This is a genomic window from Pseudomonas syringae group sp. 247E2 (assembly GCF_032587795.1).
In the GTDB taxonomy this organism is placed as follows: Bacteria; Pseudomonadota; Gammaproteobacteria; order Pseudomonadales; family Pseudomonadaceae; genus Aquipseudomonas; species Aquipseudomonas amygdali.
Map to the genome: position 1 here is coordinate 1 of NZ_JAWHPK010000010.1, position 22210 is coordinate 22210.

Annotated in this window: 24 protein-coding genes; 6 read left to right on the forward strand and 18 right to left on the reverse strand. The window is 57.7% G+C overall.

All coding sequences use genetic code 11. The features are described from left to right. Positions 1-278: 278 nt before the first annotated feature. Entirely contained in the window at positions 279-560 is a 282-nt protein-coding gene (locus RYC18_RS11820; protein ID WP_002552279.1) for an HU family DNA-binding protein, read from the reverse strand. A gap of 393 nt (positions 561-953) precedes the next feature. Between RYC18_RS11820 and yejK the strand changes: the two genes are divergently transcribed. After that, a complete protein-coding gene (gene yejK, locus RYC18_RS11825) occupies positions 954-1955 on the forward strand; it encodes a nucleoid-associated protein YejK (RefSeq protein ID WP_002552278.1) in 1002 nt (333 codons plus the stop codon). Between the two features lie 5 nt (positions 1956-1960). Further along, entirely contained in the window at positions 1961-2311 is a 351-nt protein-coding gene (locus tag RYC18_RS11830) for a glutaredoxin family protein (protein ID WP_316886156.1), read from the forward strand. A gap of 323 nt (positions 2312-2634) precedes the next feature. Here RYC18_RS11830 and RYC18_RS11835 read toward each other — a convergent pair whose 3' ends face one another. The 4 genes from RYC18_RS11835 to RYC18_RS11850 all read right to left on the reverse strand — a co-directional run bounded on the left by RYC18_RS11835 (position 2635) and on the right by RYC18_RS11850 (position 4988). Next, on the reverse strand, positions 2635-3567 hold the full coding sequence (locus RYC18_RS11835; protein WP_316886157.1) for a glutathione S-transferase family protein: 933 nt from the start codon (positions 3565-3567) through the stop codon (positions 2635-2637). Between the two features lie 103 nt (positions 3568-3670). After that, positions 3671-3973, reverse strand: a complete 303-nt coding sequence (locus RYC18_RS11840) for a GIY-YIG nuclease family protein (protein ID WP_002552275.1) — start codon at positions 3971-3973, stop codon at positions 3671-3673. Then, positions 3966-4457, reverse strand: coding sequence for a nuclear transport factor 2 family protein (locus tag RYC18_RS11845; RefSeq protein WP_057405362.1), 492 nt, complete (start codon positions 4455-4457; stop codon positions 3966-3968). The genes RYC18_RS11840 and RYC18_RS11845 overlap by 8 nt, the downstream gene beginning before the upstream one ends. Before the next feature lie 87 nt (positions 4458-4544). Continuing rightward, positions 4545-4988, reverse strand: coding sequence for a winged helix-turn-helix transcriptional regulator (locus RYC18_RS11850; RefSeq protein ID WP_005732705.1), 444 nt, complete (start codon positions 4986-4988; stop codon positions 4545-4547). A gap of 48 nt (positions 4989-5036) precedes the next feature. Between RYC18_RS11850 and RYC18_RS11855 the strand changes: the two genes are divergently transcribed. Then, a complete protein-coding gene (locus RYC18_RS11855; protein ID WP_316886158.1) occupies positions 5037-5975 on the forward strand; it encodes an aromatic alcohol reductase in 939 nt (312 codons plus the stop codon). 42 nt (positions 5976-6017) lie between these two features. Here the strand turns inward: RYC18_RS11855 and RYC18_RS11860 are convergent, their stop codons facing one another. The 5 genes from RYC18_RS11860 to RYC18_RS11880 all read right to left on the reverse strand — a co-directional run bounded on the left by RYC18_RS11860 (position 6018) and on the right by RYC18_RS11880 (position 11577). Beyond that, positions 6018-7247, reverse strand: a complete 1230-nt coding sequence (locus RYC18_RS11860; RefSeq protein ID WP_316886159.1) for a CynX/NimT family MFS transporter — start codon at positions 7245-7247, stop codon at positions 6018-6020. 166 nt (positions 7248-7413) lie between these two features. Continuing rightward, positions 7414-8178 carry an amino acid ABC transporter ATP-binding protein gene (locus tag RYC18_RS11865; protein WP_003365366.1) on the reverse strand — a complete coding sequence of 255 codons (765 nt, stop codon included), beginning with the start codon at positions 8176-8178 and terminating at the stop codon, positions 7414-7416. Between the two features lie 10 nt (positions 8179-8188). Next, entirely contained in the window at positions 8189-9286 is a 1098-nt protein-coding gene (locus RYC18_RS11870) for an amino acid ABC transporter permease (protein ID WP_005752912.1), read from the reverse strand. Positions 9287-9296: 10 nt separating this feature from the next. Continuing rightward, entirely contained in the window at positions 9297-10478 is a 1182-nt protein-coding gene (locus tag RYC18_RS11875) for an amino acid ABC transporter permease (protein ID WP_002552269.1), read from the reverse strand. Between the two features lie 70 nt (positions 10479-10548). Further along, positions 10549-11577, reverse strand: coding sequence for an amino acid ABC transporter substrate-binding protein (locus RYC18_RS11880; protein ID WP_002552268.1), 1029 nt, complete (start codon positions 11575-11577; stop codon positions 10549-10551). Positions 11578-12062: 485 nt separating this feature from the next. On the opposite strand from RYC18_RS11880, the gene RYC18_RS11885 reads away from it, so the two are divergent. Beyond that, positions 12063-12722: an alpha/beta hydrolase gene (locus RYC18_RS11885; RefSeq protein ID WP_004663973.1), complete on the forward strand. Its 660-nt coding sequence runs from the start codon at positions 12063-12065 to the stop codon at positions 12720-12722. A gap of 116 nt (positions 12723-12838) precedes the next feature. Beyond that, positions 12839-14293: an ATP-dependent RNA helicase RhlB gene (gene rhlB, locus RYC18_RS11890; RefSeq protein WP_016980921.1), complete on the forward strand. Its 1455-nt coding sequence runs from the start codon at positions 12839-12841 to the stop codon at positions 14291-14293. A gap of 79 nt (positions 14294-14372) precedes the next feature. Here the strand turns inward: rhlB and RYC18_RS11895 are convergent, their stop codons facing one another. The 8 genes from RYC18_RS11895 to RYC18_RS11930 all read right to left on the reverse strand — a co-directional run bounded on the left by RYC18_RS11895 (position 14373) and on the right by RYC18_RS11930 (position 20496). Next, positions 14373-15032 (reverse strand): DUF799 domain-containing protein, encoded by a 660-nt coding sequence (locus tag RYC18_RS11895; RefSeq protein WP_005746009.1) that lies wholly within the window; start codon positions 15030-15032, stop codon positions 14373-14375. Next, positions 15029-15400 carry a DUF4810 domain-containing protein gene (locus tag RYC18_RS11900; RefSeq protein ID WP_005778092.1) on the reverse strand — a complete coding sequence of 124 codons (372 nt, stop codon included), beginning with the start codon at positions 15398-15400 and terminating at the stop codon, positions 15029-15031. The genes RYC18_RS11895 and RYC18_RS11900 overlap by 4 nt, the downstream gene beginning before the upstream one ends. Positions 15401-15427: 27 nt before the next feature. Next, on the reverse strand, positions 15428-16078 hold the full coding sequence (locus RYC18_RS11905; RefSeq protein WP_005746012.1) for a CsgG/HfaB family protein: 651 nt from the start codon (positions 16076-16078) through the stop codon (positions 15428-15430). A gap of 259 nt (positions 16079-16337) precedes the next feature. After that, a complete protein-coding gene (gene moaE / locus RYC18_RS11910) occupies positions 16338-16784 on the reverse strand; it encodes a molybdopterin synthase catalytic subunit MoaE (RefSeq protein ID WP_005746013.1) in 447 nt (148 codons plus the stop codon). Between the two features lie 2 nt (positions 16785-16786). Then, positions 16787-17032 carry a molybdopterin converting factor subunit 1 gene (gene moaD, locus RYC18_RS11915; protein WP_004658311.1) on the reverse strand — a complete coding sequence of 82 codons (246 nt, stop codon included), beginning with the start codon at positions 17030-17032 and terminating at the stop codon, positions 16787-16789. Beyond that, positions 17029-17514, reverse strand: a complete 486-nt coding sequence (gene moaC / locus RYC18_RS11920) for a cyclic pyranopterin monophosphate synthase MoaC (RefSeq protein ID WP_005746014.1) — start codon at positions 17512-17514, stop codon at positions 17029-17031. Before moaC ends, moaD begins: the two co-directional genes overlap by 4 nt. Positions 17515-17628: 114 nt before the next feature. Next, positions 17629-19023 carry a PhoH family protein gene (locus RYC18_RS11925; protein ID WP_002552259.1) on the reverse strand — a complete coding sequence of 465 codons (1395 nt, stop codon included), beginning with the start codon at positions 19021-19023 and terminating at the stop codon, positions 17629-17631. A 294-nt stretch (positions 19024-19317) separates the two neighbouring features. Then, positions 19318-20496: a polysaccharide deacetylase family protein gene (locus tag RYC18_RS11930; protein ID WP_044299698.1), complete on the reverse strand. Its 1179-nt coding sequence runs from the start codon at positions 20494-20496 to the stop codon at positions 19318-19320. A 203-nt stretch (positions 20497-20699) separates the two neighbouring features. On the opposite strand from RYC18_RS11930, the gene yaaA reads away from it, so the two are divergent. Continuing rightward, entirely contained in the window at positions 20700-21479 is a 780-nt protein-coding gene (yaaA, locus tag RYC18_RS11935; RefSeq protein ID WP_005746016.1) for a peroxide stress protein YaaA, read from the forward strand. Positions 21480-22210: the final 731 nt, after the last annotated feature.

Consider the following 22210-nt stretch of genomic DNA (forward strand, 5'->3'; position numbering starts at 1 on the left):
GAGCGTCACGCAAGGCATTCCCACGCTGGAGCGTGAGGAACGATAATCTCAACTATCGTGCGACGCCGCGTCGGCAGGCCGTAAACTCGACTATCGTGCGACGCTCCGCCGGCAGGCCGTAAACTCGACTATCGTGCGACGCTCTGCGTCGGCATGCCGTTCTGGACGCTCTGCGTCCTCTCTTGAGTGTGCCGTGCAGCACAGATCTGTGATCAGACGCCCACAAAAAAGCCGTGCCCGGTTAACCGGTGCACGGCTTTTTCACAGCAAGCGGTTGCTTACTTGTTGATCGAGTCGGTCAGCACTTTGGCTGGAACGAACTTGATAACTTTCTTGGCAGCGATTTCGATGGCAGCGCCAGTCGAAGGGTTGCGGCCAGTGCGAGCCGGACGCTCTGCAACTTTCAGTTTGCCGATACCTGGCAAAGTGATTTCCACGCCGTTTTCCAATTGGTCGGCAACAATTTGGCCCAATTGCTCAAGAGCATTACGCGCGGTAGTTTTTGGCGCGTCGATAGCTTCAGCGATATCGGCGATCAATTGGTCTTTAGTAAGAGCCATGGTGGTGTTCCTTCCCTATCAAATTCATTTGGATTGCAGAGTGCAACGTCGGCCCGTGGCCAGGCAATGAACCTGGCCACCCGCTAGCAGCCACGATTAATCGCGAAAGTGTAGATACTGAAACCGGGCAATGGTTCGACCTACGTGTGCGCTAACTGCATGCTTGACGCGCTAAGTGCGCAAGACCGCGCAAAACTAGCACAGAGCCGGACAAATATCCGCCTCTACCTATCCTTTTGGTCAGGTTTTAATGCCAATTGCACAAAAAACATCCAGCAAACACGCCCTGCTGGCGAAAACCAGCCTGCCCGGGGCCAAGTGGCGCACGCGTGCGTTACACTTGCCGTCTTGCAACGAGCTGCACGCTCTTCACCTTTTTCAGCCGAGAAGCCCATGCCGATCCGTCATTGCATCGTCCACCTGATCGATAAAAAACCCGACGGTACGCCCGCTGTTCTCCATGCACGCGACTCCGAACTCGCTGAGTCCCAGGCCATCGAGAACATGCTGGCCGACCTCAACGAGAGCTACAACGCCAAACAAGGCAAGGCATGGGGCCTGTTCCATCCAGAATCCGGCGCACACCCGTTCAGCGGCTGGCTGAAAGAGTATCTGGACGGTGGCAACGACTTCACCGCGTTCTCGCGCACAGCGGTCGAGCACCTGCAAAAGCTCATGGAAGAATCCAATCTGTCAGTGGGTGGCCACGTGCTGTTTGCCCATTATCAGCAAGGCATGACCGACTACCTGGCCATCGCCCTGCTGCACCACAGCGAAGGCGTGGCCGTGAATGCCGAGCTGGACGTCACCCCTTCGCGCCACCTGGACCTGGGCCAGTTGCACCTTGCTGCGCGGATCAACCTGTCGGAATGGCAGAACAACAAACAGTCCAAGCAATACATTTCGTTCATCAAGGGCAAGAACGGCAAGAAGGTTTCCGAGTACTTCCGCGACTTCATCGGTTGCCAGGAAGGCGTTGATGGCCCCGGCGAAACCCGCACCCTGCTCAAGGCCTTCAGTGACTTTGTTGAAAGTGAAGACCTGCCGGAGGAGTCAGCCCGCGAGAAGACCAAGACCCTGGTCGATTACGCCAGCAGCCAGAGCAAGATGGGCGAGCCGATGGGCCTGGAAGAACTGTCCGAACTGATCGACGAAGAGCGGCCACGGGCGTTTTACGATCACATCCGCAACAAGGACTATGGCTTGTCGCCCGAGATCCCGGCCGATAAGCGCACCCTCAACCAGTTCCGACGTTTCACGGGACGCGCCGAAGGACTGTCGATCAGCTTCGAGGCTCACCTGCTGGGTGACAAGATCGAGTACGACGAAACTGCAGGCACCCTGATCATCAAGGGGCTGCCGACCCAACTGACCGATCAGTTAAAGCGACGGTAACCGACATGCTGATACGCACCCTCAAGAAGTTCGCGCTGATCATGCTGGTTGTGGTGGCTTATCAGAACTGGGGCAAGATCGAGAACTTCGTCAACCCGCCGCCAGCGAGCGTTGTGCAGAGCTACAGCCAGGCGAAAGTGGTGATGTACGCCACTGACTGGTGTGGCTACTGCAAACAGACGCGGCGCTTTCTCGACAGCAAAGGGATTGCGTATAAGGAGTTCGACATCGAGAAGTCCGAAGAAGGCCGCAAGGCCTACGAAGCACTGGGTGGCAGAGGCATACCGCTGATCGACGTCAACGGCACCTTGATCCGGGGATTCGACCCGGATCAGATATTGGCAGCATTGAAATAGCCTGGAATACCGTGCCAAAGCTCCGCGTCACAGACCTTTGCCACACTGCACACTCAAGAGAGGACGCAGAGCGTCCAGAACGGCGTGCGACGCAGAGCGTCGCACGATAATCGAGATTACGGCCTGCCGACGCGGCGTCGCACGATAGTCGAGATTACGGCATGTCGGCGTGGCGCCGCACGATAGTCGAGATTATCGTTCCTCACGCTCCAGCGTGGGAATGCCTTGCGTGACGCTCCGCGTCACAAATCTTTGCCGCACTGCACACTCAAGAGAGGACGCAGAGCGTCCAGAACGGCATGCGACGCAGAGCTTCGTAAACTTCAGCGCTTCTCGACCCGAAATCCTATTCTCGGGAAGTGCACATGCACGACGCCAGCGCGTTCATCTTCGCGGCGCAGGATCAACTCTTCGCGCCCGGTAAAGATCAATTCACCCTCAACCGCCTCGACGCCATAGTCGACTGCCGAGACAGCGACCTTGTCGCCCGCCTTGAAGCCATTCGGATCAACAAAGACTTCGTCGGGCAGTGGCGCAGGCGTTGCATTTCTGGCGATTTCAATGGCATCAGTCGAACTCAGGTCGCTGAACGTGCCGTGCCCAAACCCCAGAACGCGATCAAGCCAGGCACTGACACCCGGATAATCATCGACAAAGTGCGCAGTCACTGGCGTTTGCTTGAGAAACCACAGCGTATGAGCAACCGAAAAATCGGCAATCGAAGGTACGCCAAACAGAAAATCACCACCGCGCGACAGCTGCAACTCCAGGCGTGACATCAGCGTGGGCCATTGATGCTTGACCTGCTCGACAGGCGGGCGTGAAGCCGTGCCACCGTTGAACAGCGTGGATCGGTCGGCAATGAAAGCCTTGGCAGCGTCTGGCGGCACCTTGGCAAACCTTACAGCCATCGATTCAGGCTGAAACACCAGGCTCACGGCATGCAGGAACAGCACCGAATCAGCCCAGGCGGCCAGACCGGCAACCGAAAACTCCTGACCTTGCGGATAAAACGCTGGCGAAGCCTTTTCCTGCTCAAGGCGGCGCGCCATCAGTGCCGTGTCACAGTAGATATCTGCGCCAGCCTGCAACACCGGCGTCCTGCGATAACCGCCTGTCAGCGCGGTCAGGTCGGGCTTGGGCATGATCGACGGGATCGTCACCGAGCGCCATGTGAGGCCTTTGAAACCCAGCATCAGGCGGGCTTTTTCGGCAAACAGGGACGTGGGGTAATGGTGAAGAATCAACTCGGACATGGTCAGCCTCTGCGCACTCGGGAAGCACACAGCTTAACCCGCAGCACCCTGCCCGCCCACAGACTCAAGCTGATGGCACGACATCACGCTCATGGATCGGGGATCAGGCGTAACTGGCTGCCAGTGCCTCTTTGGCGCTTTTTCTGAGTTTCTTGATAAGCCGCTCCTGACGCAACGCCTCACCCTTGCTGGGCCACTGTTCGACGTAGACCAGTGCCATTGCCGGGCTGGAAGAGAAAAAGCGCGCGCCCTTGCCGCTCTGGTGCATAGCGAATCTGCGCTGCGGATCATCACTGATGCCACAGTACAGCGAGCCGTTGGCAGCGCGCACCAGATAGACAAACCAGGGTTTGCCGACTGCCTGTTCGGAAGTCGGCGCACTCGCGGTGCTGGCAACCTCAGGCACGGCGATTCTCTGAAAAGGTCTTCAGACCCTTGAGCGCCTGAGCCCTGACGGCATTGCCTACCAAAGGCGTCCAGCCAAGCAACAGGCCCTTCAAACCCAAGGCCTGACGCGACCAGCGCCAGATGTCGAAATGATCGTGATGCTCGCAAATCTTGCCATCGCGGAACACGAATCGGGCCTCAATATCGTTGACCACCGTGCGCCCGGTCTGACTGAACAGATAGGTCGCCACCCAATGCGCAGTGCCCGCCCGATCATCGGCACGCACCTGATCGAAGACCACCGAGAAATTTTTCGCCCGGGAAGTCAGCATGCGCCACATGTCGCCTACCTGAGGCCCGCGCAATTCACCAAATGCCGGGTCACTGAACAGCACGTCATCGGTATAACAGGCACTCATCGCCTCGGCATCCAGCTGCGCAAACGCCTCATAAAAGCGGGTGATCAGTGCGCTGTTGGCCTGACTTTGTTCCTCGTAGTTCATGCGTGCACATCCCTTGGCGAATTATCCGTGCACGATAAGCGGCGCCGCTGAAAATGGCGAGGGTTGATGGCGCATCAGCCATCACTTTTACCTGTCCGGATAACGATTTCGCGCTGCACTGAACGCCTCTGAATTTTCAATCACCCAAGTCCACAGCGGAATCATTTGTACCAGCAGCCCCATGCCCAGGTCGGTCAACGAATATTCCACCCTGAGCGGCTTCTCGCAGTAGTCATGGCGGGTGATCAACCCGTCCTGTTCAAGCTGGCGCAAGGTATGAGTGAGCATGCGCTGAGTGACGCCGTGCAGCTTTCGGCGCAATTGGGCATGGCGCAAAGGGCTGCTGACGCCGAGGGCATGTACCACGCCCAATGACCAGCGGTTTCCGGCATGGCCGAGAATATCGCGCTTGAGACCATCCTCATCATCGCTGAGCGCAGCACAGGCCGCTTCGGAGCGTCTGACCACTTCCTGCGCGTCCAGCCCGCCCGGTATCACCGATGTGCCTACTTTTTGTATGTCGACAGGCATGCCAGCATCTCTCCCGCCTGAATTGAAAGACTGTCCAAAGGGGTCACCATGCAAGCCGATAACGCAAACGTCAAACAACGCATTCTGGTAATAGGCGCAGGAGAGCTTGGGCTCGCCGTGCTGCGAGGGCTGGTCGAGAAAGCCGGAGCATATGATTTGAGCATTGCCGTGCTGCTACGCCAGAGCAGCTTGAGCACTCAAGCGCCCGCCAAGCGTTTGGAAATCGAAGAAATCCGCGCGCTGAACATTGCCATCGAAACCGCCGATCTGGCCGACGCCACCGTGGACGAACTAGCCACTGTCATGAAGCGCTACGACACGGTAATCAGTTGTGCGGGTTTTGCCGCTGGCCGTGGCACTCAACGCAAACTGACCGATGCGGCGCTCAAGGCCGGCATAAAACGCTACCTGCCCTGGCAGTTCGGCGTTGACTACGACCTTATCGGCCGGGGCAGCCCTCAGGATCTGTTCGATGAGCAACTCGATGTACGAGAAAAGCTGCGCGCCCAGCAGCAAACCGAGTGGGTAATCGTTTCGACCGGTATGTTTACAAGCTTCCTGTTCGAACCCGCGTTCGGTGTCGTCGATCTGCAAGGCGGTCGGATCAATGCGCTGGGCAGCCTCGATACGGCCGTGACAGTCACCACCGCAGAGGACATTGGCAGGCTGACTGCTGCCATCGTGATGCACAAGCCGCGCATAGTGAATCAGGTGGTGTACACCGCTGGCGACACATTGACGTACGCCGGGCTGGCCGATCTTGTGGAGCGTGTCACGGGGCGCGACATCGAGCGGCACGTATGGAGTGTTGCGCAGTTGCAGGCCGATCTGACGGAAATGCCGGATGACAATCTGCGCAAATACCGGGCAGTCTTTGCCATGGGCCGAGGCGTGGCATGGGACGTCGCCCGTACCTACAACGCGAAATCAGGGCTGAGCGTCACCAGTGCCGAACAATGGGCCCTGGCCAATCTGGCTCAGACCTGAAGCAGCTCAAGCCCGTTCCGAACGATCAACAATCATCGAAAATCAAACCTTCTCGCTACTGACCTGCACCTGCAGCGCCCGACCGGCACCCATGCCCGCGATGATGGCGCCCAGCCCGAGTACCGCGAAGATCCAGCCAATCGCGCTCCAGCTGCCGGTCATGTCATGCACCACGCCCACGGCAAACGGGCCGGTCGAGGCGATGGTGTAGCCAAAGCCTTGCGCCATACTCGACAGATTGGCGGCGACATGTGAGTCGCGCGAGCGCAGGACGATCAAGGCCAGCGCCAGGCTGAACGTGCCGCCCTGCCCGATCCCCAGCAGGACGGCCCAGCCCCACAGCCCGCCGAGCGGAGCGTACAGGCAGCCGAACAGCCCGGTCAGTGTGAGCGACATGACCAGCATGATCGCCAGACGCTGATCCTTGCCGCGTGTGGCCAGATAGGGCACCGCCAGGGCGCTGATGACTTGTGCGATGATCGAGCCGGACAGCAGCAGACCGGCCTGGGTCGGCGTCAAGCCGCGACCGATGAGAATCGAGGGCAGCCAGCCGAAGACAATGTACGACAGCGACGATTGCAGGCCCATATACAGCGTGACCTGCCACGCCAGCGGGTCACGCAACAGACCGCGAACTCGATAGACATCGCGATGTGAGCCATGCATTTCACGTGCTTGTGGAAACCAGAACAGCGCCGCAATCAACGCCGGGACCAGCCAGAAACCCAGACCTATTTGCCAGCTGTCGCCGACGTACTGGCTCAGCGGCACCGTCGAACCGGCTGCAATCGCGGCGCCCAGGCACAGCGCCATGGTGTAGACACCGGTCATGGCCCCGGCCTTGTGCGGGAAATCGCGCTTGACGATACCGGGCAACAATACGCCGATGATCCCGATGCTCGCGCCCGCCAGCAGGCTGCCGGTAAACAGGCCGACTTCGCCGAACAGGCTGCGTACTGCCAGACCCGACGCCAGTGTCAGGAGCACCACCAAAACCACCCGTTCACTGCCAAAACGCCGGGCAAGAATCGGTGCCAATGGCGCGAACAGGCCCAGACACAACACCGGCAAGGTGGTCAGCAGACCAGCTTCGGCAGCCGACATCCCAAGGCTTGCGGACACCTCGTTAAGCAACGGCGCAACGCTGGATAACGCGGGGTGCAGGTTGAGGGCGACCAGCACCAGACCCAGCAGCAACAGCCAGGGGCGCTTTAGAACAGAATCGGCTTGATCGGTAATCGGTTGGGGGCTGGATTGAGCCTTGGCAGTCATCGGTTTCTCGGTAATCAGGTATGTCGACCCTTTTCAGGGGGGCGGTATCCTGTTGGAGAATCATCGCGAATACAAGGTTCAGCCAGAATTGCATACAAGATGCATGGCAAATGCAGGCAAAAAAAACCGGGCACATGGCCCGGTTTTCCGTTTGGCAGCTACTGACTCAGTGAATGATCTGACTGAGGAACAGCTTGGTACGATCGCTTTGCGGGTTGTCGAAGAAGTCGTTCGGCGCGGCCTGTTCGACGATTTCGCCTTTGTCCATGAAGATAACCCGGTTCGCCACGGTACGGGCAAAGCCCATCTCGTGAGTCACGCACAACATGGTCATGCCTTCTTCAGCCAGGCCAACCATGGTGTCGAGCACTTCCTTGACCATTTCCGGGTCGAGTGCCGAAGTCGGTTCATCGAACAGCATGATTTTCGGCTTCATGCACAAGGCACGGGCAATCGCCACACGCTGCTGCTGACCACCGGAAAGCTGACCCGGGAACTTGTGGGCCTGCTCCGGAATACGCACACGCTCCAGATAATGCATGGCGATTTCTTCGGCTTTCTTTTTCGGCATGTTGCGTACCCACATCGGTGCCAGCGTGCAGTTCTGCAGGATGGTCAGGTGCGGGAACAGGTTGAAATGCTGAAACACCATGCCGACTTCACGGCGGATGGTCTCGATCTGCTTCAAGTCGGAAGTCAGTTCGGTGCCGTCGACGATGATACGGCCCTGCTGGTGCTCTTCCAGACGGTTGAGGCAACGAATGGTGGTCGATTTGCCCGAACCCGATGGGCCGCACAGCACGATACGTTCGCCCTGACGCACGTTCAGGTTGATGTCCTTGAGTACATGGAACTGGCCGTACCACTTGTGGACGCCCTCCATGCGGATCATGCCTTCAGCGCCCAGAGGCTTATTGATAACTTCACTCATCACAAAACTCCTAACGCTTGTGGCCTGTGTCCAGCTTACGTTCCAAATGCATGGAATAGCGGGACATACCGAAACAGAAGATCCAGAACACCAAGGCCGCGAAGACATAGCCTTCAGTGGCCATACCCAGCCATGCCGGGTCGGCGGTAGCTTGCTTGACGCTGTTGAGCAGGTCGAACAGGCCGATAATGATCACCAGACTGGTGTCTTTGAACAAGGCAATGAAGGTGTTGACGATGCCGGGAATGACCATCTTCAACGCCTGCGGCAAAATCACCAGACCCATGCTGCGCCAGTAACCCAGGCCCATGGCCGAGGCGGCTTCATACTGGCCCTTGGGGATGGCCTGCATGCCGCCGCGTACCACTTCGGCGATGTACGCCGACTGGAACAGAATCACGCCGATCAACGCCCGCAGCAGTTTGTCGAAGTTCATCCCTTCGGGCATGAACAGCGGCAGCATCACCGACGACATGAACAGCACGGTGATCAGCGGCACGCCGCGCCAGAACTCGATAAACGTTACGCACACCACACGCACAGCCGGCATGTTGGAGCGACGGCCGAGCGCCAGCAAAATACCCAGCGGCAAGGCACCGACGATACCCACGGTGGCAATCACCAGGGTCAGCATCAGGCCGCCCCACTGGCTGGTCGGTACGTTGGTCAGACCAAAAGCACCGCCGTGCAGCAGGTAGAAGGCAACAATCGGGTAAATCACCAGAAAGGCGATACCGTAGACAGCCTTGCGCTGAAACTTCGAGATGAACAGCGGCGCAGCACCGACAATCGCCAGGATGGCGGTCAGGTCGACCCGCCAGCGCAGTTCATTGGGGAAGTAGCCGTACATGAACTGGCCGAAGCGCTGCTCGATGAACACCCAGCAGGCGCCCGCCTTGGTGCAGTCTTCCTTGGTCGTGCCGACCCAGTTGGCGTCCAGCAGCGCCCAACTGATGATCGGCGGAACGACCAGATAGATCAGGTAGAGCGAGAACAGGGTCAGCAGGGTGTTGATCCAGCTGGAGAACAGGTTCTGCCGCATCCACGCCATCGGGCCGAACACTTTGCCCGGTGGTGGCATATCAGGTTTGAAAGTATGAGTCGTCATGCGCGTTTCCTCACCGCTCGATCAGCGCAATGCGCTTGTTGTACCAGTTCATCAGCAGAGAAATGCTGATACTGATCGCCAGGTACACACTCATGGTGATGGCAATGACTTCAATAGCCTGCCCGGTCTGGTTGAGCACCGTACCGGCGAACAGGGAAACCATTTCCGGATAACCGATGGCTGCTGCCAGCGACGAGTTCTTCGCCAGGTTCAGGAACTGGCTGGTCAACGGTGGAATGATCACTCGCAGCGCCTGCGGAATGATGACCTTGCGCAGCGTTGGCCCGGGGCGCAGCCCCAGCGAGCGGGCAGCTTCGGTCTGACCGTGACTGACCGACTTGATGCCGGAACGCACGATTTCAGCGATGAACGCCGCCGTGTAGATGGTCAGTGCCAGGGTCAGGGAGATCAGTTCCGGGATCAGCACCCAGCCACCGGTGAAGTTGAAACCCTTCAGTTGCGGCAGTTCCCAATGCACCGGGCTGCCGAAGACCAGCATGCTCAGGCCCGGGATCACCAGCAACAACGCCAGACCGACCCAGAACTTGTGAAACGGCTGGCCAGTGGCTTCGAAGCGCTTGTTGGCCCAGCGCACCATCATCACGATCGCTATAACGGCAACCACGATGCTGATCAGAAACGCCCATGCACCTTCGGCTGGCAACGCTCTGGGCATATTCAGCCCGCGGCTGCTGACGAAGAACATGTCCAGATAACCATGCGCCTGACGCGGACCAGGCAGCGTAAGGAATACGGCGGTGTACCAGAAGAGGATCTGCAGCAGTGGCGGAATGTTGCGGAAGACTTCGACATAAACGGTTGCCAGCTTGCTGATCATCCAGTTCGGAGACAGGCGAGCGACGCCAATGACAAAGCCCAGCAAGGTCGCCAGGACAATACCGATAACCGACACCAGCAAGGTATTCAGCAGGCCGATGACGAATACGCGGGCATAACTGTCCGCTTCGCTGTAGTCGATCAGGTGTTGAGCAATACCGAAACCGGCACTGTTCTCAAGAAAACCGAAACCCGAGGTAATACCACGGTGTTGCAGGTTGGTCTGGGTATTGTCGAAGATGAACCAGCCCAACGCGATCACCGCCACGACAGTGATGATCTGAAATAACCACGCGCGCACTTTCGGATCGCTCAGAGAGAGCTTTTGCTTGGGTGCGACGATTTGCTTTTCCATGAAATGCCCCAGGAAAAATCCAACAGAACAACGCCCGACAGGCTGGGAAGCCTGCCGGGCGCCGGGTCAATCAACGAATAGGTGGAGCGTACTGAATGCCGCCAGCATTCCACAGAGCGTTCTGGCCGCGCTTGATTTTCAGCGGGGTGCCTTCGCCCAGGTTGCGTTCGAACACTTCGCCGTAGTTACCGACCTGCTTGACGATCTGCACGACCCAGTCTTTCGGCAGCTTGAGGTCCTTGCCGTAAGTGCCGTCGGCACCCAGCATACGGGCTACGTCAGGGTTCTTGGTCGACTTGGCTTCAGCTTCAACGTTCTTGGAAGTGATTTTGGCTTCCTCGGCGTTGAGCATGGCGAACAGGGTCCAGCGAACGATCGAGAACCAGTCTTCGTCGCCTTTACGCACGACAGGGCCCAGCGGCTCCTTGGAAATCACTTCAGGCAGAACGATGTAATCGTCCGGCTTGGCCAGCTTGCTGCGCTGTGCGTAGAGTTGCGACTGGTCGGAAGTCAGTACGTCGCAACGACCGCCTTCCAGCGACTTGGCGCTTTCGTCGGAGGTGTCGAAGGTGATCGGGGTGTATTTCAGGCCGTTCGAACGGAAGTAGTCGGAGACGTTCAGCTCGGTAGTGGTACCGGCCTGGATGCAGATGGTTGCACCGTCCAGTTCCTTGGCGCTTTTGACGCCCAGCTTGTTGTTTACCAGGAAGCCGATACCGTCGTAGTAAGTCACGCCGGTGAACACCAGGCCCATGCCCGCATCACGGGAGCTGGTCCAGGTGGTGTTACGCGAAAGGATGTCGATCTCGCCGGATTGCAGTGCAGTGAAACGCTCCTTGGCGTTCAACTGGCTGAACTTGACCTTGGTGGCGTCGCCGAATACTGCGGCGGCTACTGCGCGGCAGACATCAGCGTCAATACCGGTGATCTTGCCGGTGGAGTCCGGAACGGAGAACCCTGGCAGGCCATCGCTGACGCCGCACTGAACAAAACCTTTCTTCTGAATAGCGTCAAGGGTGGCACCGGCGTTGGCAGCCCCGGTTACACCAAATGCGGCCAGGGCGGTGACGACAGCCAGGGTGGATTTCAACATCTTCATTCAAAAACCTCCAGTTTGCTCTTTGTTGTGTAGGTGTCTCAGTCGCGTCGCACCTTTGTGAGGCGCTAATGACCCGTGCTGGCTTATTTTTGGGTCATGCAACGCTGGGCCTGAATCACGAATCGTCTGCAGGATCATCCCGTCATTCGTCTTCATCATTCAGAATCGGCCCCGTGGACTGAAACCCCATGATTTTCCTGGACCGGAGCGGTACAGGTTGAATCGTGCCGCGAATCCTGACGCATGGACTCCCGAGCTGCTTTTCGATCGCTATAAGTAATAGCCTTATAGTGTTACCGAACGATGTGAGCGCCTCGACTCCAGTCCTGCTGTAGCAAAGCCCGTACCAGCATGCTGGCTATGTCGAATTAGCGACAGGTCAAGACAAAAACTTGTAACCTTGCGACATCTTCTTTCATTTTTAATCTAACAGCGCACCCTATTAATGCGCTCTAAATGAGCCAGCGCACACAAATGGAGCAGACATGAGCGAACCTTTGATCATCCAACCTTCAGGCACCGCGGATGCCTGCGTTATCTGGCTGCACGGGTTGGGCGCCGACCGCTATGATTTTCTTCCGGTCGCCGAGATGCTGCAGGAGTCGCTGACGACTACACGTTTCGTCCTGCCTCAGGCACCGACACGCGCCGTAACGGTCAACGGCGGCTATGAAATGCCAAGCTGGTACGACATCAAGGCCATGAGTTCCGAGGCCCGCGCCATTGATCACGATCAGATGGAAGCCTCGGCACAAAAGGTGCTGGACCTTATCGAGCAACAACGCGACAGCGGCATCGACCCGTCACGGATATTTCTGGCAGGCTTTTCCCAAGGCGGCGCGGTGGTGTTACACGCGGGCTATAGACGCTGGCAGGGTCCGCTGGGCGGCGTCCTCGCGCTTTCCACTTATGCCCCGACATTCAGCAATGAGATGACGCTGTCTGCCAGCCAACAGCGCATCCCTGCCTACTGCCTGCATGGCCAGCACGACGAAGTGGTGCACAACCCCATGGGCCGGACGGTGTACGAGCACCTCAAGGCTCAGGGTGTAACCGCTCAATGGCAAGAGTACCCAATGGGGCACCAAGTGTTACCGCAGGAAATCCATGACATCGGCGTCTGGCTGGCTGACAAGCTGCGCTAAAGCGCCCTGGGCCCGCCTGCAACTGACCGCTTTTGTAGCCCGCCACGGATGGCACTACGCCGAGCACGGTTCTTGCTTTACACTGCTCGGCGTACATTCCTTAACCAATTGATGAGATGACCGTGCTCAAAGCACTTAAAAAGATGTTCGGTAAAAGTGAGGCTGAGCAGCGCGCGCCTGGTCCGACAGCCTTTATTCCCGCCTCCCCCGCTGCCGCAGGCGACACACCGGATCATGCCCAGACTCAGCTTTCGGACACCGTCAACGAGCCCTCCAAAGCCAGAGCACCGCGCACCGACAAGCCAAGGGCCGAGCGCCCGCGTCGTGAGCGCGTGGTAAAACCGCCTGCGCCAGCATGGAAACTCGAAGATTTCGTCGTCGAACCGCAGGAAGGCAAGACCCGCTTCCACGATTTCAACCTTGCGCCTGAACTGATGCACGCGATTCAGGACCTTGGTTTCCCGTACTGCACACCGATTCAGGCGGGCGTACTGGGCTTCACGCTCAAAGGCAAGGACGCAATCGGTCGCGCCCAGACCGGTACCGGCAAGACCGCTGCGTTCCTGATCTCGATCATCGAGCAACTGACCCAGACGCCACCGCCAGCCGAACGTTACATGGGTGAGCCCCGTGCGCTGATCATTGCGCCCACTCGCGAACTGGTGGTGCAGATCGCCAAGGACGCTGCCGACCTGACCAAATACACCAACCTGAACGTCATGACGTTCGTCGGTGGCATGGATTTCGACAAGCAGCTCAAACAACTTGAAGCACGGCACTGCGATATTCTGGTGGCCACGCCTGGCCGCCTGCTGGACTTCAACCAGCGCGGCGAAGTGCATCTGGACATGGTCGAAGTGATGGTCCTGGACGAAGCCGACCGCATGCTCGACATGGGTTTCATCCCGCAGGTGCGTCAGATCATTCGCCAAACACCGCACAAGGGTGAACGCCAGACGCTGCTGTTCTCCGCGACCTTCACCGAAGACGTGATGAACCTCGCCAAACAATGGACGACAGACCCTTCCATCGTCGAAATCGAATCGTTGAACGTCGCCAGTGACAACGTCGAGCAGCATATCTATGCCGTTGCCGGTGCCGACAAGTACAAGCTGCTCTATAACCTGGTCACCGACAACGGCTGGGAACGAGTGATGGTCTTTGCCAACCGCAAGGACGAGGTGCGACGCATCGAAGAGCGCTTGGTACGCGATGGCGTCAATGCCGCGCAACTGTCGGGCGATGTGCCGCAGCACAAGCGCATCAAGACCCTTGAAGGCTTCCGCGAAGGCAAGATCCGCGTACTGGTCGCCACCGATGTGGCCGGTCGTGGTATCCACATTGACGGCATCAGCCACGTGATCAACTTCACCCTGCCAGAGGTGCCGGACGACTACGTGCACCGCATCGGCCGTACCGGTCGCGCAGGTGCCGATGGCGTATCCATCAGCTTCGCCGGCGAAGACGACTCCTACCAGTTGCCCGCCATCGAAGAGAAGCTGGGTCGCAAGATCAGTTGTGAAACACCGCCGACTCACCTGCTCAGAGCAGTAGTTCGGCAAACGACCTGATACATGTGACCAACAAAAAAGCGCAGCCTTTAGGGGGCTGCGCTTTTTTTGTGCCTGCCGGAAATCAGCAGCGTGAGGGTCAGTCAGTACCGTACTTCGGCGAACGTGGACCATAAAGCAGGCCCGCCGGCCGACCAGCAGTGAGCAGTCGGTTGCTGGCTATCCCGGCGATGGGATGACCGGCATCGGTCGAACTGTTGATTATCTGCTTGACCGCCGCTGTAATCAGCATACCCACCAGACCGCCACCGCTGTTGTTGCCGCCCTCTTCACTGGACGCCGACGCGGTACCCGTCCACAGCGCAGTACCGGTGCGCAGATCAACCAGCTTTGCCGTGACCGTCACGACGGTCTGGCTACTGATGACCACGTAACTGGTGCCGTATTGCTTGACCGTGATGTACATCGCGGCGTCGGCTCCGAAGATCTCACGCAGCTTGGCAGGCGATGTTGCCTGAATATCGTTGGCATTGGTCAGGCCGTTATTGCGAAACGTCTCGTCAACCAGCGCCACAGGCAACACGTAGTAGCCCGACTCGGCCAGCGGGTAGGTCACCTGCGAGAAGGTGCTGTACGTCGCCTTGACGTCAGGCGATTCGTTGACCGGCGGCAGTACCAGAATCGAACGCGGTTTGCTTTCCTTGAAGGCCGAGTAATCCACCGTCGGCGGGGTAACGCAACCCGACAGCAGGGCAACGGCAAACAGGCTTACAGCAACTTTCAGATGAGCGAGGTTCATTTGACGACTCCTGCGTGGGCGTTCTTGAGCAGGAAGTCCATATAAGTGGCCGACTCGGGAAACAGTGCCTTTTCCGTGCGCAACTCCTGAACCATCTGGTCATCCTTGCCAATACTGCCGTATAGCATGCCCAACTGAGCATGGTAGCCCGGTGGCGGCGTTGCGTTGGTAGAGCGGATTTTCTGCAGGTCTTCTTCGAGCTTGGCGACCTGGGCTTCCTTGGACTCGCCTTTGAAATACTCGTACACCTCAGGCTGGTAACTGCCCCACTGGTACAAGGTTTTCGGCTGTTGGACGCAGCCCGTCAGGCACGCGCCGGCGACTAAAAGCATTGCGACATTGCGCAACGAAACATTAAAACGATTCATGAACACAACAAATTCCCTTTTGAAATATCAGTTGGCAGTCGGTTTCCAGGCACCGCTGTCGAGCGCACGCACCATGTTGTTGACGGCTTCGCGCATGGCCAGGTCGAGAACCTTGCCGTTGAGTGTCGAGTCATAACTGGCGGTGCCGCCAAAGCCGACGACTTCACGGTTGGAAAGCTCGAACTCGCCCGCGCCCTGAGTCGAGTACACCACTTCCGAAGTGCTGATATTGACGATGTTCAACGCGACTTTCGCGTAGGCAATCTGGGATTTGCCGCGGCCCAGCAGGCCGAACAGTTGCTGATCGCCGACTTCCTTGCGACCGAACTCGGTCACGTCGCCGGTCACCACGTAGTCAGCACCCTTCAGACGCTGGGCGGTAGATTTAATAGCGGCTTCCTGCTTGATCTCCTCCATGTTGTCGCGATCCAGCACATTGAACCGGTTGGTTTGCTGCATGTGGGTGATCAGGATGGTCTTGGCTTGACCACCAAGACGATCGACGCCATCGGAAAAGATCCCGCGCATATAGCTGGAGCGGTTATCGAACTTGCCGACCGCAACCGGATAGCGCACACCGGCATAGGCAACTCCAGCACTTTCAACCTTTGTCACAGGCAGCGCCCGCGAGCTTTCCGTTGCACAACCAGCAACCAGCACTAAAGCCGCTGTCGTCATCCCTGAAACCAAAACCTGCTGAAGTTTCTTCACATTCTGCTCCGAGCGTTTACGAAAAACTGCCCGCAACGTGGCTCGCAAAACGCGATCACGTTCGGACAGTTATTGAATAGGATTGGGCAAAGCCAACAGGCCGCCTTTTCGCGGCCGCGCATGATAGCCCGAAGCCATCTTTCTGTACCAAGAAAGATGCAAATAGACGATATAAAAAGCGGAAGGTCAGACTTTCAGGGAAAAAGATGAGCGCAACGACCAACGACTACCAGCGCCGGGCTGCTGCCTGATCGCTATCGCGGCCTTCAACCCACTGCGGTCCCTCGGAAGTCTTTTCCTTCTTCCAGAACGGCGCGCGGGTCTTGAGGTAGTCCATGACGAAATCGCAGGCTTCGAACGCTGCCTGCCGGTGAGCGCTGGCAACGCCCACGAAGACTATCGGCTCGCCGGGCTCCAGCGCTCCCACCCGATGCAGCACATCAACGCGCAGCAACGGCCAGCGCTGTTCGGCCTCGGTAACGATTTTTGCCAGTGCCTTTTCGGTCATGCCCGGATAGTGCTCCAGAAACATGCCGGACACTTCACGCCCTTCGTTGAAATCCCGCACATAGCCGACAAAACTGACCACCGCGCCGATGCCGAGGTTGGCAGCATGCAGCGCGTTGACTTCAGTGCCGGGGTCGAACGCCGCAGCCTGAACACGAATGGTCATGTTCAGCCTCCGGTCACGGGCGGAAAGAACGCGACTTCATCGCCATCAGACAGCGGCTCGGTCGGCTTGCAAAGCTCCTGGTTGCGGGCACACATCAGGTTCTGCTCGGCAAGGACCTGCCAGGCCTCGCCACGCTGCAACAGCGTTTGGCGCAGTGCGTCCAGCGTGTCGAACGTGCCTTCGACAGACTCGCTGTCCAGGCCAAGGACTTCACGGTAACGGGCAAAATACTGAACCTGTACCTTCATGACGAGACCTGTGCCTGATCGGCAATGAAGTGACCGCTCTTGCCGCCGAGCTTTTCCAGCAGCCGAACCGACTCGATGACCATGCCGCGATCAACCGCCTTGCACATATCGTAAATAGTCAGCGCCGCAACGCTGGCGGCAGTCAGGGCTTCCATTTCCACACCGGTCTGCCCGGCCAGCTTGCAGCTCGCGGTAATACGCACCGCATCATCGCCGTCAGCGGCGAGGTGAACCTTGATGCTGGTGAGCATCAATGGATGGCAGAGCGGGATCAGATCACTGGTTTTCTTTGCCGCCTGAATACCGGCGATACGCGCGACAGCAAATACATCCCCTTTGGGATGACCGCCGCTGACAATCATTTGCAGCGTGGCGGGCAGCATACGCACCACTGCTTCGGCCACCGCCTCACGGGACGTCACGGCTTTATCCGTAACATCGACCATATTGGCGCGACCCTGGGAATCGAGATGAGTGAGCACAACGTTACTCCTTGGCAGAAGCAAGAAGTGTAGAGGGAGTGGCAGTTACACGCTACAAGCCGTGAGCTGCAAGCAAGGAACCCACTCACACATGGGCTCCCCGCTTGCATCTGTTTACAAATGACTCTCCGCGTATTCGGCCAGTATCGAGCGTGGCACGCCTTGCAAGGTGATATGCACGCCGTTAGGGAAGTCCTTGAAGCGCTCCGTCAGGTAGGTCAGCCCGGAACTGGTGGCTGATAGGTAAGGGGTGTCGATCTGCGCCAGGTTGCCCAGGCAGACCACTTTGGAACCGGCGCCGGCACGGGTGATGATGGTTTTCATCTGGTGTGGGGTCAGGTTCTGGCATTCATCGATCAGAATCAGGCTTTGCTGGAAGCTGCGACCTCGAATGTAGTTGAGGGACTTGAACTGCAACGGCACCTTGCTGAGGATGTAGTCGACACTGCCATGAGTGTTTTCATCATCCATGTGCAGGGCTTCAAGGTTGTCGGTGATCGCGCCAAGCCAAGGCTCCATCTTTTCCGCCTCGGTGCCGGGCAGGAAGCCAATCTCCTGATCCAGGCCCTGAACGCTACGGGTAGCGATGATGCGCCGATAACGCTTGGTGACCATGGTCTGCTCGATGGCAGCCGCCAACGCCAGAATGGTTTTACCCGAACCAGCGGCACCGGACAGGTTGACCAGGTGAATATCCGGGTCGAGCAGTGCGAACAACGCCAGCCCCTGATAGATATCACGCGGTTTCAGGCCCCAGGCCTCCTGATGCAGCAGTGGCTCCTGATGCATATCCAGAATCAGCAGTTCGTCGTTCTTGACGCCCTTGATCCAGCCTACGAAGCCCTGTTCATCGACAATAAACTCGTTGATATGAACCGCAGGCAGCATTTCATTGAGCTGCACGCGGTGCCAGGTACGGCCACGCTCCTGACGGGTGTCGACCTTGTTGACACGGTCCCAGAACGAACCGGTCATGTCGTGGTAGCCACGCGACAACAGCGAAACGTCGTCGACCAGTTGGTCGGTGCTGTAATCTTCGGCCGCAATGCCGCAGGCGCGCGCCTTGAGGCGCATGTTAATGTCTTTGGTCACCAGCACAACGCTCAAGTCCTTGTTGCGCGCATGCAGGTCGATCAATTGGTTGATGATGATGTTGTCGTTGAGGTGCTCGGGCAGCAGGCTGTTGGGTTCCTCGCGCTTGCTCATCAAAATCGACAGAAAACCTTTGAAAACACCGGTCCCGCGGTCAATAGGCACGCCCTTTTCAACTTCTTCAGGGTTAGCCTCGCCGAGGGTCTTGTCGATCAGGCGGATGGCCTGGCGGCACTCGGCAGCAACCGAATGTTTACCGGCCTTGAGTTTGTCCAGTTCCTCCAGAACCGTCATGGGGATGGCGACGTGGTGTTCTTCGAAATTCAGCAGTGCGTTTGGATCATGGATCAATACGTTGGTATCGAGCACGTAAAGGATTGGCTGGTTAGTGGAAGGGGTGCGTCCGTGGTCATCCATACTCGCTCACCTTTGTAGAAGCCGGGCGACGCAGAACCACGACAGTACTGCGCCACGAAAAGGCCGCCGGATTCTTCCCTTCAGGCAGGGGAGAAATGTCGCTCAAGGTGGGTCTTGGAAGACGCCACCTGTGTTGCAGGTTTCGGCGGTCTGTATTCGTAATACAGCAAAAGGGATGACAGAAAAAAGCTCTTTGACAGTTTTTTGAAGTTTATTTCACAGCCTGACGAATAGAGCTTGGCGGACGTACACAGCACGTTTAAAGTCGGAAGTCCGCCCACGCCGAATCTGCCTTCATTCCCCCTCGGGCGCAGTCTCTTCACTGCTCTGCGACCCTTGTTCTATGGGGCTTTCAGAGATATTCCGGCAATCGTCCCAGATCAATTCGCTTTGCGCGGTATTGGCCAGCAGCAATGGCAGTGCAGACTGCGCCTTGTTGGCCACGTCGTGGAAGACCACCGTGCCCTTGCGCCAGAGCAGCATGAGGGTTAATACGCGGTCGCCCACCTGCTCTGCCGAAAGCCGCCCGGTATTGTCCTCGGCATCGATGTTCCACAATGACACGCGTAAATGCTCGGCGCGGAAGAAGTCGCCGCTGTCGGCCCGCCGATGGCCGTAAGGCGGGCGAAACAGCGGCACGAAATTATCCGGCAGCACACGCTGAACCAGTGCCGCACTGCGTTGCACTGAATCCTGCCAGTCCAGCCACTGGCTATGCGAACGATACTCCCACCCTTGAATGCCCACGCACTGCTGGCGATACAGCGCCTGCAAGCTTGTGGTCGATGTGCTGTCGAGGCGTTCCTGAAGACTTTTGCCCAGCACAAAGAAGGTGGCGGTCATCTTCTGCTGACGCATGAAGTCGGCCAACCAGTCGGTTCCGCCATCGACCGGGCTCGGGCCGCTTTCGAAATTGAGCATGAAGGTGCGGTCCGGCATCTCGTCGCCACTCATCTCATCAGAGTTGTAGCGCTCGATCTCGCTGCTGGTCTGCGGGAACAAGGCAGCCATGAATAGCAGCTCGTTCAAATAACGCTGATGGAACACGGCGCCGGGTCTGGCCCAGTTGGCGTAGAACGAGTCGTTCGACACCTGAAACTCTTCAGCGCGCTGACGTAACTGGTCCATGTCCTCGACCAGCACGCAGAAGTTGGCATCCTGCTCGCAGCTCTTTTGAGCATTCTGATAGTTTTCCAGCAAGCGCAGCCACAGACGATGGCGGACCACGTTCAACGAAGGCACGTTGACGAAGCGCAGGCCGAGGCGCTGCTTGAGCCCCTCCTCGTCCAGCTTCTCGCTGAGGTACAGTTCGTGGGCAAAGGCGAGGATTTCCGCGCGCGACGCGACGTCGAACAACCCCGGCGTTTCAAGGCGCTCGGGCCACACACTGCGGTCTATGGTGGCAGTGACCGGCACTGCCGCCTGCGCCTGGAGCCAGAACAGACCTGCACACACTGCTAAAACAATACGCAAACCCGATGCCCTCTCGATCAACCATTAACATCATGACCAGCGCGCCACTATAGCTGATATGAGCCTGGCTTCTTATGTCGGAGCGCATACAAAGCCGCATGGCATGCTGACGTGGCACACACGGCCTGACTCTATCGCCACCATAGCTGGAGTCGTGGGCCATCAGCCCATAGAATCCCCGGACGATCAAAGGAGACGACTTCATGCTGATGGTGATTTCCCCGGCAAAAACCCTCGATTTCGAGACCCCGCCCACTACCGGACGCTTCACTCAGCCGCAGTATCTGGATCACTCTCAGGAGTTGATCACCCAACTGCGTGAACTGACGCCAGCGCAGATCAGCGAACTGATGCACCTGTCCGACAAGCTTGCCGGGCTGAACGCGGCACGCTTCGGAAGCTGGAACCCGGCCTTCACGCTCGACAATGCCAAGCAGGCGCTGCTGGCCTTCAAGGGCGATGTGTATACCGGCCTGCAAGCCGAAACACTAAGCGACGCGCAGCTCGACTATGCACAGGATCACCTGCGCATGCTGTCCGGCCTTTATGGGCTGCTGCGCCCGCTGGACCTGATGCAGCCCTATCGCCTGGAAATGGGTACGCGACTGGCAAACGCTCGCGGCAAGGATCTCTACGCGTTCTGGGGCACGCAGATCAGCGAATGGTTGAATGAAGCGCTGGCAGCCCAGGGCGACGACCTGCTGCTCAATCTTGCGTCTACCGAGTACTTCTCTGCGGTCAAACGTTCAGCGCTCAACGCCCGGATCATTGACACCGAGTTCAAGGACTTCAAGAACGGTCAGTACAAGATCATCAGCTTCTATGCCAAGAAAGCGCGCGGCATGATGAGCCGTTTCGTCATTGAGGAACGTATCAACAGCCCCGAAGCGTTACAGGCGTTCGATGTTCAGGGCTATCGTTATAACCGTGAGCAATCGACGCCCGACAAGTTGGTGTTTTTGCGCAACGTCGTAGAAGACTAGACACTGTAACCGTCGTGTAACGCATCGCTGTTACACGACCTGTCCTACGATCCAACAGCAAATGCCAACATCGTGACGCCAGATAAACGTCAACTTTTCGACGACGCAATCTCGCCTGATTTTTTCATTAAAAAAAATCCACTTTTTTACGTAGTGGCTTTTTGGCTTTTTGCAGTAGTAGCACTTTCATATCTACCCCGCTGAAATCCCCGCGCAATAAGGCTTTTAAGAAAAACGCCATCACCGCGATACTGCCCCTGTCACAAACTGGATACAGCAAAATCCGCAAATCAGGACGAGTGGCCCGGAACTAAATGCGAATTCCTACGCTCCTACATCCCGTAACAATTCTGGGCTGACGTGTAAGAGATCACTTACAGGTCGACTGGAAAAATGGGAAGTTACCGACAGGGAAGCCAGGTTCATGTAACGCTGGCGTCAGGTACCAGAACTAAACTCACATCACTAGTTGATGTTGTAGACAGGCGAAGCGCCCAACAGGTGTGATGCGCAGGATTCGACAAGGTCAGCCAAGGCTCTAGTCAGAGGCTTTCCGAACGAGGTCCGCCGTCGATCGTCAAACAGGAGTGGTTTACTGCATCCAAGGAGAGCAGGGCCCTGCCCACCGGACAGGTCACTTGCCGCTTGTACTTAGTGTCATTTGAGTTCGCCTCACCTATTTGGGCACTCACTCATTAAATATGCCTGCGTTAGTTCCACGGCGTTGTTAG